Annotated in this window: 10 protein-coding genes; 5 read left to right on the top strand and 5 right to left on the bottom strand. The window is 68.9% G+C overall.

The annotated features are described in order from the left end of the window. Positions 1-12 precede the first annotated feature (12 nt). Positions 13-2,481: an exopolysaccharide transport family protein gene (locus DK26_RS13040; protein ID WP_184231698.1), complete on the bottom strand. Its 2,469-nt coding sequence runs from the start codon at positions 2,479-2,481 to the stop codon at positions 13-15. A 58-nt stretch (positions 2,482-2,539) separates the two neighbouring features. Continuing rightward, positions 2,540-3,607: an endo-1,4-beta-xylanase gene (locus DK26_RS13035; protein WP_066472864.1), complete on the bottom strand. Its 1,068-nt coding sequence runs from the start codon at positions 3,605-3,607 to the stop codon at positions 2,540-2,542. A 145-nt stretch (positions 3,608-3,752) separates the two neighbouring features. Between DK26_RS13035 and DK26_RS13030 the strand changes: the two genes are divergently transcribed. After that, positions 3,753-4,982: a transporter gene (locus DK26_RS13030; protein WP_066472861.1), complete on the top strand. Its 1,230-nt coding sequence runs from the start codon at positions 3,753-3,755 to the stop codon at positions 4,980-4,982. 16 nt (positions 4,983-4,998) lie between these two features. Here the strand turns inward: DK26_RS13030 and DK26_RS13025 are convergent, their stop codons facing one another. Both DK26_RS13025 and DK26_RS13020 read right to left on the bottom strand, forming a co-directional pair. Continuing rightward, a complete protein-coding gene (locus DK26_RS13025; protein ID WP_066472858.1) occupies positions 4,999-5,895 on the bottom strand; it encodes a DUF6492 family protein in 897 nt (298 codons plus the stop codon). Then, the gene (locus tag DK26_RS13020) at positions 5,892-6,695 is read right to left on the bottom strand and encodes a WecB/TagA/CpsF family glycosyltransferase (RefSeq protein WP_248309959.1); all 804 of its coding nucleotides are present in this window, start codon (positions 6,693-6,695) and stop codon (positions 5,892-5,894) included. Before DK26_RS13020 ends, DK26_RS13025 begins: the two co-directional genes overlap by 4 nt. 340 nt (positions 6,696-7,035) lie before the next feature. Between DK26_RS13020 and DK26_RS13015 the strand changes: the two genes are divergently transcribed. From DK26_RS13015 to DK26_RS13005, 3 genes are all read left to right on the top strand, one after another. Beyond that, on the top strand, positions 7,036-8,493 hold the full coding sequence (locus DK26_RS13015) for an undecaprenyl-phosphate glucose phosphotransferase (protein WP_066472856.1): 1,458 nt from the start codon (positions 7,036-7,038) through the stop codon (positions 8,491-8,493). Between the two features lie 108 nt (positions 8,494-8,601). Next, entirely contained in the window at positions 8,602-9,348 is a 747-nt protein-coding gene (locus DK26_RS13010; protein WP_066472853.1) for an SDR family NAD(P)-dependent oxidoreductase, read from the top strand. Between the two features lie 81 nt (positions 9,349-9,429). Beyond that, complete coding sequence (locus DK26_RS13005) at positions 9,430-10,689, top strand: allantoate amidohydrolase (protein ID WP_066472850.1); 1,260 nt, start codon at positions 9,430-9,432, stop codon at positions 10,687-10,689. Between the two features lie 4 nt (positions 10,690-10,693). Here the strand turns inward: DK26_RS13005 and DK26_RS13000 are convergent, their stop codons facing one another. Then, positions 10,694-11,602 (bottom strand): protein-methionine-sulfoxide reductase heme-binding subunit MsrQ, encoded by a 909-nt coding sequence (locus tag DK26_RS13000; protein ID WP_083533200.1) that lies wholly within the window; start codon positions 11,600-11,602, stop codon positions 10,694-10,696. Between the two features lie 204 nt (positions 11,603-11,806). On the opposite strand from DK26_RS13000, the gene DK26_RS12995 reads away from it, so the two are divergent. Next, positions 11,807-12,418 (top strand): HAD family phosphatase, encoded by a 612-nt coding sequence (locus tag DK26_RS12995; protein WP_066472842.1) that lies wholly within the window; start codon positions 11,807-11,809, stop codon positions 12,416-12,418. Positions 12,419-12,485 lie beyond the last annotated feature (67 nt).

Below are 12,485 nucleotides of genomic sequence, written 5' to 3'. Positions count from 1 at the left end.
ACCCGCCGCGCCTCAGGCCTGATTGACGACGAAGCCGCGGATCTTGCCGGCCTGGGCCCCGAGCGCCTCTGCCGCGCGTTCGATGTCGCCGCGGCCGACCTCGCCCTCGCGCAGTACCAGCACGATGTCGTCGACGGCCTCGGCGAAGTGCAGGGTCAGCTCGTCGCTGCCGAGCGCGGCCCCATCGACGATGATCGGGCCGAAGCGCTTCGCGGCGCCGAAGAACTCTCGGCTGATCTTCGTCCCGGTGATGGCGGTGGTCGGGCCGCGGCGCGGCAGGAAGAACAGTCCTGTCCCTTCGTCCTGCAGGGCGGCGCGCACCACGCCGACGGTGCCCGAGACGATGTCGGCGAGGCCCGTCTGCGCATCCCTCGCAAAGGTCGTCGTGAGATTGGCGGCGCCGACCCCGGCATCGACCAGGATCGCCGCCTTGCCGGCGAGCGCCGCATCGAGGGCGAGGTTCAGCGCCAGCGTCGAGGCGCCGGCGCCCGGGCGCATGCCGACGATCAGGATGCGGCGGCCGTCATTGCCGCCGGCGGCAGCCTGAAGGGCTTCGCGTACCTGGCCTACCGCCCGCGCAAAGCTCGCCTGCGGCTTGTCGAGCACGTCGACGAGGGGGCCCTTGCCCTGGAACACCGAACGGGTCTCGTCCGGCTCGCGCCGCCAGCGCCGGTGGCGCACGGCTGGCAGGGTCGCGAGCAGCGGGGCGGCCGTCGTCGCCAGCACCTCGGGCAGGCGCTTGCCGCCCGGCAGCGACGTCAGGCGACGCCAGCCGGCCCTGGCCGGGCTCGCCGCGGCGGCCGGCGCGTCCTTGGCGGGCGAATCCTCCGCAGGCGCATCGCGGGGCGGCGCGGGATCGGCCGGGCGCACGGCGGGCACCTGGGCGGCGGGCATCTGGGCACCAGGCATCCGGGCGGCCGGAGCGCCGGCTGCCGGCTGCGCGGGCTGTGGCCGGTCGCCACGCGTTGGCGGCTCGGCTTGTGCAGGGGCGGGCGCAGGCGCCGCGCCGGGCTGCGCCGGCCTTACCGTGCCGAGGAGGGCGAGGGCCAATGCCAGCAACGCGCCGACGCCCGAGCCGCCGATGCCGCCGAGCAAGGCGATGGTCCGGCGCGACATGCCGGATTTCTGCAGCGGTGGCATGGCCTGCGAGATGATGCGGGCATTGGTGGTGTCGATGCCCGAAAGCTCGCCGGTCTCGCGGGCCCGCTTCAGGAAACCCTCATAGATCACGCGTGAGGATTCGACCTCGCGCTCGAGTTCGCGCAATTCGACCCCGGCGCGCCCGGCGGCGAACTGGCCGGATTTCAGCTCGTCGACGCGGGCCGCGGTCTGGCGCTCGGCGGAGAGCGCGCGATCGTACTCGCTCCTGGCAGCGCGGGCGATCCGGCCGAGCTCCTCGGCGATCTGGCGGCGGGCGTCACGCACCTGCGACTGCGCCGCGAACAGCGAGGGATGCCTGGCTCCGAGCGAGGCGGTGAGGTCGGCCTCGCGGCTCAGCGCCGCGCCGAGCTGGGCCCGCAGCGCCGTCATCGTGTTCGAGGCGAGCGCTTCGGGAATCGCACCGGCTTCGAGCGAGGAGGCGCGGGTCCGGGCGATCTCGTCGTACTTCGCCTTGGTCTCGGTGACCCGGGTGCGTGCCGCAACGAGCTGGGCGTTGCTGAGCGCGAGCTGCTCCTCGCTGATCGACCGGCCGCCGGCGGCGACGAGGTTGTTGGCTTCCTTGAAGCGCTCGGCCTTGTTCTCGGCATCGCGCAGGCGCGAGCGCAGCTCCTCGAGACGGCCGGTCAGCGACTCCGTCGCACGTTTAGCGGCCGCGTCGCGCACCGCCGCCTGGTTTTCGAGATAGGCGTTGGCGAGTGCATTGGCGAGGCGGGCGGCCTTTTCAGGGTCACGCGAAGTCACCGAGATGTCGATCACGAAGGTGCGCTCGCCGCGGCGCACCGAGACCCGGCGATCGAGTTCAGCCAAGGCGTAGAGCATGCCGTCGCGCTTGCTGGGCGTGCCGCCGAACAGGCGTGAGAGCAGGCCGGGGCTGGCTGAGCCGCCGAACTCCGGATCGCTGTCGAGATGCTCGCTCTCGACGACGCGCGCCTTGATGCTGTCGGAGGCGATGATCCGCGCCTGGCTTTCGAGATAGGCGGTGATCGAGGTCGGGTCGCTGCCGACCATGGTCGGCGAGACCTCGTTCTGGAGCACGCGCAGGTCACGCGGGTCGATGAAGAGCTGGGCGGTCGAGACGTATTTCGGCGTGATCAGCAGGCTCGCCAGCGAGGCCAGCACGAGGCCCGCCAGCCCGCAGAGCAGGATCAGGCCCTTGCGCCGCCAGAGCGTGCCGAGCACCCAGAGCGGATTGGCGAGCACCGCCAGCGACGGCCGGCCGGCATCAGCCGGAGCCGCGCTCGCCGCCTGAGGCGGCGGCGTCGCGGCCCGGTCGCTGTCGCCCGGTGCGTTCTCGGTGGTGAACATTGCGCTCTGCTTCACTCGCTCTGCATCGTCCTCTACGTCCCGTCCGGCCTGGCCGGGACGTCTCGTCATTCGGTCAGGCCCGGCCGCTTCGGTAGCGTTCGAGCACCTGCATCATCGGTTTGGGGCGGTAGTCCTCGTCGAGCGGCAAGGGCCTTGCCTTGGCCGAATCCTTGCGCGGGAAGGTCTCGTGCACCCAGCTGTAGCGGTCGGTCAGGCCCCAGGTGACGATCGCCTTGGGCTGCCCGCCTGCCACAACGGCTTCGAGATAGGTCGAAACCAACTTGGCCGCGGCCCGGTCCCGTACGCCGGTATCGCGCGGCAGCTTCCAGTCGATCACGTCGAGCTCGGTGACCTCGACCCCGACGCCGAGCTTGCCGAGATCGGCGACGAAGTTGCGTACGCCGTCGCTGTCGATCGCATTCTCTGCATAGAGATGCGCCTGCATGCCGACCCCGTGGATCGGGATGCCCTTGTCCTGGAGGCGGCGTACGATATCGAGCGCGATCCTGCGGCGGGCCACTATGCCCGCTCCCGCTTCCTCGAAATTGAAGTCGTTCAGTACGAGCCGCGCCTTCGGATCGACCCGCGCCGCGGTGCGGAAGGCGATCTCGATATGGCCCGGTCCGAGCAGGCGCTGCCAGATCGTGTCGCGATAGGGCTCGCCCGGCTTGGGGTCGAAGGCGATCACCTCGTTGACCACGTCCCAGGTCGCGATCTTGCCCTTGTAGCGGTCGACCACGACCTCGATATGCCGCGTCAGCTCGCGCTCGGCCTCGGCCCGGCTCGACATCTCCTTGGCCCAGGGCGGCAGCGCCATGCCCCAGAGCAGCGCGTGGCCGCGCAGCGCCTTGCCGTTCTTCAGCGCGAAGTCGACCAGCTCGTCCGCCCCGGAAAAGTCGAAGCGGGCGCGGTCATGGCGCAGCGCCTCCCATTTCAGGTCGTTCATCGGCACGATCACGTCGCAATACCGCGTCAGCGCCTCGCGATAGCGCGCATCGGCGCGAAAGGTCTCGATCTGCGCCGCCGAGCCATAGGGGATCGGCGCCCGCGCTGGTTCAGCGCCGGCGCCGTCGCCGGCGAGGGCAGCCGCGGCGAAGCCGGCGGCTCCGCCCAGCGCATCCCGGCGCGAAATGGCTTTCATGGCGCGATCCCCGACAGTTGCGTTCCGCGGCCGGGCATGGCCCCGTTTCGTTTAGGGTCGCTCAACGCGTATGCGCTAGACACGGGGCGATCTCCGCCCTGCCTGAGGCACGGAACGGGCCAGCCGATCTGTCGAAACGGACTTCATGTCGCCCGACCGCGCCTCCATCGCCGCCTACCTCACCATCCTGAGCGGCTCCGCCGGCCGGCTCGTCATCTCCCTTGTCTACTTCCTCATCGTTGCGAATACGTTGACCCTGGGCGAGTTCGGCATTTTCGCCACCGCCTCGGCGACGGGCGTCATTCTCTCGCGCCTGCTCGCCTTCGGCTTCGTCTCGCCGGTCTACCGCGTCGCCACCGTCAAGCCGCGCCTGCTCGGCGCCTATCTCGCCGGCTTCGCCGGGCTCGGCTTCGCTTCGCTGCCGGTGATCCTGCTCGCCGGCTGGGTGGCCTACGCGCTTCTCTTCGCCGGCAAGGTCGCGCTCCTGCCCTTCGCGCTGATCATCCTCGCCGAGGTGCTGGGCTGGCGCCTGGTCGAGCTTGTCGCGATCATCAACAACGGCATGCGCCGCTTTCGCGAGGCGGCCCTGCTCGTCATCATCGGCTCGGGCTTGCGGACCCTCGCGGCGCTGCTGTTCTACGTCCAGGGCCAGACGACGCTGACCGTCTGGGCCTTCGCCTATCTCTGCGCGACCCTGCTCTCGGCGCTGCTCGCCTTCCTCGTCTTCATGCCGAAAGTGCGCCTTGCCTTCGTGCCAGCGCTCTATCCGCGCCGCATGGCCGATGCGCTCTCGGCTGGCGCCGCCGACATTCTGTTCTACCTGCAGGCCGAGCTCGACAAGCTCCTGATGCTAGGCTTCGCCGGGGACCGCGTCGCCGGGCTCTACGCGATCGCGATGCGCGTCATCGACCTCACCGCCATGCCGGTGCGCAGTTTCAACCAGATGCTGGTGCAGAAGATTATGCAGGATCGCGGCCTGCGCGGCGGCGCCGGGCGTCAGGTCCTGGTCGAGCTCGCCATCGCGGCGGTTTCGATCGCCGGGCTCGTCGCGATCATCCTGCTGCTGGCGCTGTTCCCGCGGGCGCTCGGCAACAATGTCGCGCTCGCCTCCTATCTCTTCCTGCCGATGTTGCTGGTGCCGGCCTTCCGCAATCTCGTCGAGTACCAGGCCGAGTTGCTCTATGCTCGCGAGCGCACCGGCTCGCGTGTGCTGCTGCTCTGCGCGATCGCGGCGCTCAAGGCGGCGCTGATCTCCTGGGTGATGACGCGGCACGGCGCCGATGGCAGCTGGGCGTACTGGCTCAACGGCGTCTTCGGGGCGCTCTATCTGCTCTCGACGATCTTCACCTATCGGCTGCTCGGCCGGGGGCGCTGACTGGCGCCGCGCAGTCCTATTGCGCCTCGAACAGGGCCCAGAGCCGGTCGAGCGGCACGCCGGTGAAGGACTGCACGCCGACCGCGACCTGGCTCGGCCCGAGCACCTCCTCGAAGGAGCGCAGGCCGGCGATGCCGCCGACATCCTCGTCGACCCAGTAGACCTTGCAGAGCTCGAGGGCCTCGGGCCAGTGGTCGGCTTCGGCAAGGCCGCGCACGCGCTCGACGAAATAGCCGTAGAACATGTATTCGGAGAATTGCCGGTTGGCGGCGATGGCCGAGACCCAGTCGCGCCCGCTCTGCTGCTCGATCCGCGCCATCATTGCGACGACGTTGTCGCGGCGCCAGCTCACCAGATTGTTGATGTAGTCGGCGCTCGGGAAGGCCGGTTCCGGCAGGCCGAGCAGGCGGCTCGCAACCTCGCACCAACCGCGATGGCGCTCCATCTCCTGGGTGATGCCGCCGGGCTTGCGATAGAGCCGCACCCCGTCTGCCCTGGATAGGCTCGCGACGTCGAAAGGCCGCAGGAAGATCATGTCGGAATCGGCGAAGAGTGTGATCTCTTCGCTGGCCTTCAGCGGCAAGGCGAGCTTGCGCAATTGCTGGGCGTGCCAGCCGCGCAGCGGCGGGATGCCACGCATGAGCGCGCCGGGGCCGGTCCAGACCCGCCGGCGCCCGAGGCTGAGCGGATCTGGCCAGGAAGAGAGCCAGCGCGGCAGCAGCGCCGATTCCGGAATCACCTGTCGGCGCGGCCCGGCCAGGGGTGCGAACAGCTTGAGGTCGCGGTCCTCGACCAGCAGGTAATGCATGGCGTGGCCGCTGACGAAGCGGTCGATGCTGGCGCAGAGCAGGCGGCAACGCTCGAAATCGCCGGAATAGCTCGGGGTCGCGATCGCGACGCTGAGGCTGCTCACGTCGGATTGCGTCCCGCGAGACGTTGCCGCAGCACGCGCATCAGGAAGACCGGATTGCCGACGACATAGCGCCGCCAGAGTCGGGCGGGCTCGAGCCAGAGCCGGTAGAGCCATTCCATCCGCAGGCGGCGGACAAGGAGCGGCGCCCGCGTCACCTCGCCGGCCAGGAAGTCGAAGAACGCGCCGATCCCGGCGGCGACGCTGCAATGGCGCGCATTCAGCTTCTCGGCGATCCAGCGCTCCTGGCGCGGATTGCCGAAGGCGACGAGCAGGAGGTCGGGGCGCTCGCGCTCGAGGCGGGCGAGGAGCGCCGGCTCCTCGTCGGGCGAGAAATAGCCATGCCCGAGCACCTTGAAGTCGTGCCGGGGATGCTCGGCCTGCAGCCGCGCCGCGGCGCGTTCGGCGACGCCGGGCTTGCCGCCGAGCAGCATCACGCGCAGCGGCGTGCCCCGCGCCGCGAGCAGCGCGGGCGTGAAATCGGTGCCGTTGAGATTGGCCGGAAAGTGGCTGCCGTGGAGCAACTGCGAGGCTAGGTCGACGCCGATCCCGTCGGGTAGGACGAGGAAGCCGCCGAGCGCGGCCCGCAGAGCCGGATCGTTAGCCGCGACATTGGCGAGATGGGCATTGCAATAGGCCAGCCGCAAATGACGCTTCTGGTCGAAGGCGCGCTCGATCAGCGCCAGCGCCTGATCACGGCTCAAGGCTGCGACCTGCACGCCGACGATATCCCGCCGCGGCGCCTCGATAGCCGGCATACGCCCGACCAGGGGCTGCGCATAAGGAGCTGAGAAGGCGTTCATCGCGGTTTCGGCTCGGGCAAGCATGCGCCGCCATGGCGACGGCAGCGGCGCATGTCTTGGGGTATTTGCAAGGTCGGTCAAGGCGAACCCGTTCCCAAAGTAAATCGAATCTTCAGTCGGCCCGGGACCTGTCCCGTTCCGGTTCGGGTCTGGCGTGTTCCGAAATGGCACGCCGCTCCCCGGCTTCCTTACCGACCATGCCGGAATCGTGCCGTAACGGCAGGTTTTCGGGCCTGCCTACGCGTGGTGAGGCCGGCATCGCGCTTGCCACCCCTGCCGCAAGAGCGGCGCTGATCTGGAGACTTGTCCCGATCCGGGCCGCTCGGGAGCGAGATGCCGGATGATGACTGTCAACGACCTGAACTACGCCGCCGCCTCTGCCGCGGATGAACGCGCCAACTCACTGCGCCACTGGATCGGCCTGATCACCGCGCTCGTCGACGTGGTCATGGTGCTGGCGATCGTGACTGGCACCTCCGTCGCCTATCACCTCTATGCCTATGGCGATTTCGGCAACAGCAAGATCACCCTCGAGCTCGCCTCGATGATCGCTGCGATCTTCGTCTTCATCAACGCGCTGCGCGGACGCTACCAGCTCGCCAACTACCTTTCGACCAAGGGCCAGATCGCCTCGGCCTTCACGGTCTGGAACATGGCGATGGTCGCCTTCATCGCCTTCGTCTTCCTCGCCAAGATCGTCGACCACTATTCGCGCGTGGTGGTGATCGTGACCTATCTCGCCGGCATTCCGCTGGTGGCGCTCGCGCGCTCGGGGATCGTGCGGGCGGTGTCGATGGCGAGCAAGACCGGCCGGATCACCTCGGAAAGGGTCTTCCTGATCGGCCGCGAGAGCGAGGTGATGTCCTTCGTCTCGCGCCATCAGCCCTGGAACATCGGCTTTTCCATCGTCGACGTCGCCTTCCTGCGCAGCAACGATGCGCGCCGCATCAACGATCCCGCGGCCGCGCTGGCGGCCGACCTCGCCACCGCCTCGGCGCGGGCGCGCGATCTCAAGCCCGATGCCGTCTTCATCGCGCTGCCCTGGGCCGATCAGGAGACGATCGACGCCTGCGTCGACGCCTTCATGAACCTGCCGGTCGCCATCCACATGACGCCCGAGCGCATCATGGACCGCTTCGATAACCCGCACATCGTGCGCGTCGGCTCGCTCGCCTCGCTGCGCCTGACGCGGCCGGCGCTTACCTTCGCCCAGGTCGTGTTCAAGCGCATTTTCGACATCTGCGCAGCCAGTGTCATCCTGGTCGCGAGCCTGCCGCTGCTGCTCCTGATCGCGCTGGCGGTCCGGCTCGACTCGAAGGGGCCGGTGCTGTTCCTGCAGCGCCGCTTCGGCTTCAACCAGGAGCCGTTCCGGATCTTCAAGTTCCGGACGATGACCACGACCGATGACGGCGCCGTGATCCGCCAGGCGACGCGCGGCGATCCGCGCATCACGCGGGTCGGCCGCTTCCTGCGCCGCTACAACCTCGACGAGCTGCCGCAGCTGCTCAACGTCATCGCCGGGCAGATGTCGCTGGTCGGCCCACGGCCGCACGCGCTCGCCCATGATCGCGAGTACCAGCGCAAGATCGCGCTCTATGCCCGCCGCCACAACGTCAAGCCGGGCATCACCGGCTGGGCCCAGGTCAACGGCCTGCGTGGCGAGACCGACACCGACGAGAAGATGGCGCGCCGCATCGCCTACGACCATTGGTACATCGACAACTGGTCGTTCTGGCTCGACCTCGGCATCCTCCTGCGCACGCTGTTCAGCCCGGCCGCCTTCCGCAATGCCGGCTGAGCCGCCGGCATTGCGCGACTGCAACCCTCTCCCCTTGAAAACAGGCCTTCGCGCGCGCCGGCTTTGCGCTAGATTGCCAGGGCTTCATCAGGGAGGGGCGTTGTTTTCATGAATCAAATCGATTTAGCCGGCCGTGTTGCCATCGTCACCGGCGGCGCGCAGGGCATTGGCCGCGCCGTTGCCGAGCGTTTCGCCAAGAGCGGCGCCAAGGTCGCGATCTGGGATCTGGACGGCAAGCTCGCCAAGGAGGCGGCCGCCGCGATCGGCGGTGAGGCCAGCGGGCTCGGGATCGACGTCACCGACGCCGCGGCCGTGAACGAGGCCGCCGCCGAGCTCGAGAAGCGGCTCGGCAGCGTCGACATCCTCGTCACCAGCGCCGGCATCGCCGGCCCCAACCGCAAGACCTGGGAATACCCGCTCGACGAATGGGCCAAGGTGATGCGGCTCAATGTCGATGGCACGCTGCATTGCTGCCAGGCCGTGGTCCCCGGCATGATCAAGCGCAATTACGGCCGGCTGGTGCTGGTCGCCTCGATCGCCGGCAAGGAGGGCAATCCGACCGCCTCCGCCTATTCCGCCTCGAAGGCGGCGGTGATCGCGCTGACCAAGTCGCTCGGCAAGGAGCTGGCGACGCAGGATATCGCGGTGAACTGCATCACCCCCGCCGCCGCCAAGACCCGCATCTTCGACCAGATCACCCAGGAGCATATCGACTACATGCTCTCGAAGATCCCGCGCGGGCGCTTCCTGCAGGTCGACGAGGTCGCCGCCATGGTCGCCTTCCTCGCCTCCGCCGAGAACAGCTTCACCACCGGCGGCGTCTTCGACCTCTCGGGCGGACGCGCCACCTACTGAGCGAAAGAGCTGCGGCAGGCGATTGCCGCGATTTCGAAACGGCGCTGGCCACCCGGCCGGCGCCCCTCTTAATATGGCCCCATGACCGCGACCCTTCCTTCCGCCGCCGTGCTCGGCGCCCGCGCCTTCGCGGCGCTCGCCGGCCTCAACCGCTTCACCGAGGAGCCGGGCAAGCTGACCCGGCTCTATCTGTCGCCGGCGCATCGCCAGGCGGCGGAGTGGACCAAGGGCGCGATGGAGGTCGCTGGCCTCACCGCCTTCATCGATGCCGCCGGCTCGGTGCAAGGTCGGCGCGAGGGCGCAAAGCCCGGCCTGCCGGCCGTGCTGATCGGCTCGCACATCGACACGGTCAAGGATGGCGGCCGCTTCGACGGCAATCTCGGTGTCGTCGCCGGCATCCTTGCGGCGCAGGCCTTGCGCGATGCCGGCATCGTCCTGCCCTTCGCGCTCGAGGTCGTCGCCTTCGGGGATGAGGAGACCGTGCGGTTCCCGACCGATCTTTCGACCTCGCACGCGCTGATCGGCGAGTACCGGCCGGCCTGGCTCGAGGGCACCGACGCCGACGGCGTCAAGCTGCGCGATGCGCTGGTGAAGTTCGGCGGCGATCCGGCGGGCATTGCCGGCCTCGCCCGCAAGCCGGGCTCGCTGAAGGCCTATCTCGAAGTCCATATCGAGCAGGGACCGGTGCTGGAGGCTTCCGGCGAGGCGGTCGGCATCGTCACCGCCATCGCCGCGCAGAAACGCGCCCGCGTCCGGGTCACCGGCGAGGCCGGCCATGCCGGCACCGTGCCGATGGCGCTGCGCAAGGACGCGCTCGCCGCCGCCGCCGAGATGGCACTGGCGCTGGAAGAGATCGCCCGCGGCCATGACCAGGCACTCGGCACCGTCGGCGTCTTTCGGCCTGACCCGGGCGCGACCAATGTCGTGCCGGGCGCCGTCGACTTCACCATCGATTTCCGCGCTCCGGCCAATCAGACCGTGGCGAGCATGGATGCCGCCATTCAGGCGCGTTTCGGCGAGATTGCCGCGCGGCGTGGTGTCCGCCTCGAGATCACGCCTTATTCCCAGTCGAAAGCCGTGCCGATGGACGAGGGTCTGCAGGAGGCCTTCGCCACTGGCATCGCCCGTACCGGCACCAATCTGACAGCGCGGCGCCTGCCCTCCGGCGCCGGCCATGACGCGATGGCGATGGCGGCCTTCTGCCCGGCGGCGATGCTGTTCGTGCGCTGCGAGAAGGGCATCAGCCATTCGCCGCTGGAGAATATGAGCGAGCTCGACGCCGGCATCGCCATCCGCGTTCTGCTCGAGACGCTGCTGGAACTGGCGCGCCGCGAGGGCTGAAGAGTCAGCCCGGTGCGGCCGTGGAGACCGGCTGCGCGGGACGACGCTCGCGCCGCGCCGGCCGCTGCGCCGGCTTGCGCCAGAGATGCAGCAGCGCCAGGCCCAGGCCGACGAGCGCGACCCAATGGCCGGGGCGCAGCGCCGTCCAGTCCTGGTAGGCGATGACGTCGGCATTGGCCTGGAAGATCAGCCAGGCCGAGGCACCGGTCGCGAAGGCGTACCAGGCGGTCTCGGCCAGTGCCGTCGCGAGGCCGGTCCCGAGCGCGGTCAGGGCGAGCGAAGTAAAGCTCAGCGGAATGCCCAGGCGATTCAGGCCACGATAGGCCATCAGCAGCGCGAAGAGCCCGGCGAGCAGCACCGGCTGGGTCACGTCGATCTTCGACTGCAAGGCGAAATGGAACAGGCCGAGCATGGCGATCGCGTAGACGAGGCTGTGCAATTGTTGCCAGCGCGCCGAGCCGAGCCGGCGGATCATGCCGTCGGTCGAGGTCGCTCCCAGCGCGACGAGGCCGATCAGCGCCGTGATGCCGACGATGAGATAGAAGCGCTTGACGATCTCGGAGGCGATCAGCCCCCAGTCGAAGCCGAGATCGATGCAGTAGAGCGTCAGGTGCCCGAGCGCGTAGGCGAGGGCCGAGAGGCCGAGCATGCGGCGGATACCGATCAGCCGGTTCCAGTCGAGGATGCGGCGCAGCGGCGTCACCGCGAGGGTGATGACGAGGATGCGCAGGCTCCAGGTGCCGGTGTCGTGCACTGCCTGCGTCCAGGGCTTCGAGCCGAGCTGGTGGGCGAAGGCCTGATAGGCGAGGTAGGCGGCCGGCATCAGAACGAGAGCGAAGCAGCCGGCGCGGAGCGCGTCGAAGCGTCCCTTCCGGTCGGTCCACGGCCAGTAGCTTGCGTCCGCCAAAGCCATCCTCGCTCCCTTCGTCCCGGTCGCCACCCCGGATACGCCAAATTCGCTCTGGGCGTCATGCACCTTGGCGCACAAGCGCGTGAGCGGCCGTGAGGGCGTGCCGCCGGGCGCGCGCGGATTCGGCTTCCCTAACGCCGTGCTTTGCGATTCGATCCGGGCGCAAGGCTGCGGCGGCGAATCGCCGGTGCCGGTTGGAGGAACCTGATGTCGCGCAGTCCCGTTGTGGTTTTCGATGTCGGCAACGTCCTGCTGCGCTGGGACCCGTTCCATCTCTACCGCGACCTGATCCCGGACGACGCCAGGCGCGACTGGTTCCTGGCGAATGTCTGCACGGCCGCCTGGAACATCGAGCAGGATCGCGGCCGGTCCTGGACGGATGCCGTCGCCATCCTCATCGCCGCGCATCCGGAATGGGAGCGCGAGATCAGGGCCTTCGACGAGCGCTGGCACGAGACCGTTCCCGGCGTGATCGACGACAGCGTCGCGGTGCTCGAAGAGCTCAAGGAGAGGGGTGAGAAGGTCTATGCGATCACCAATTTCTCGCGCGAGAAATGGGCGGAATGCCTGGTCCGCTTCCCCTTCCTGCGCAGTTTCGACGGCGCTATCGTCTCCGCCCACGAACGCCTGCTGAAGCCCGATCCCGCGATCTACCGCGTGCTGACCGAGCGCTACGAACTCGACGCCGGCGATTGCATCTTCATCGACGACAGCGAGAAGAACGTGCTGGGCGCCCGTTCGGTCGGCATGCGGGCGGTGCATTTCCGCGAGCCGATCGATCTTCGGGGCGAATTGCGCGCGCTCGGCGCCGCACTCTGAGGCGTCGGAAACCTATGCCGCGCACGCATCGTTCCCGCGCAGCACGAGCGTTTAGCCTCTGACGTGC

Origin of the sequence: Allobosea sp. WAO (genome assembly GCF_001509835.1) — a bacterium.
In the GTDB taxonomy this organism is placed as follows: Bacteria; Pseudomonadota; Alphaproteobacteria; order Rhizobiales; family Beijerinckiaceae; genus Allobosea.
This window is presented reverse-complemented; position numbering and strand designations above follow the sequence as displayed.

Coding starts and splice junctions, on each gene's coding strand:
- DK26_RS13030 (WP_066472861.1), top strand. CDS start 3,753: ATGTCGCCCGACCGCGCCTCCATCGCCGCCTACCTCACCATCCTGAGC.
- DK26_RS13000 (WP_083533200.1), bottom strand. CDS start 11,602: ATGGCTTTGGCGGACGCAAGCTACTGGCCGTGGACCGACCGGAAGGGA.
- DK26_RS13020 (WP_248309959.1), bottom strand. CDS start 6,695: ATGAACGCCTTCTCAGCTCCTTATGCGCAGCCCCTGGTCGGGCGTATG.
- DK26_RS13005 (WP_066472850.1), top strand. CDS start 9,430: ATGACCGCGACCCTTCCTTCCGCCGCCGTGCTCGGCGCCCGCGCCTTC.
- DK26_RS13015 (WP_066472856.1), top strand. CDS start 7,036: ATGATGACTGTCAACGACCTGAACTACGCCGCCGCCTCTGCCGCGGAT.
- DK26_RS13035 (WP_066472864.1), bottom strand. CDS start 3,607: ATGAAAGCCATTTCGCGCCGGGATGCGCTGGGCGGAGCCGCCGGCTTC.
- DK26_RS13010 (WP_066472853.1), top strand. CDS start 8,602: ATGAATCAAATCGATTTAGCCGGCCGTGTTGCCATCGTCACCGGCGGC.
- DK26_RS12995 (WP_066472842.1), top strand. CDS start 11,807: ATGTCGCGCAGTCCCGTTGTGGTTTTCGATGTCGGCAACGTCCTGCTG.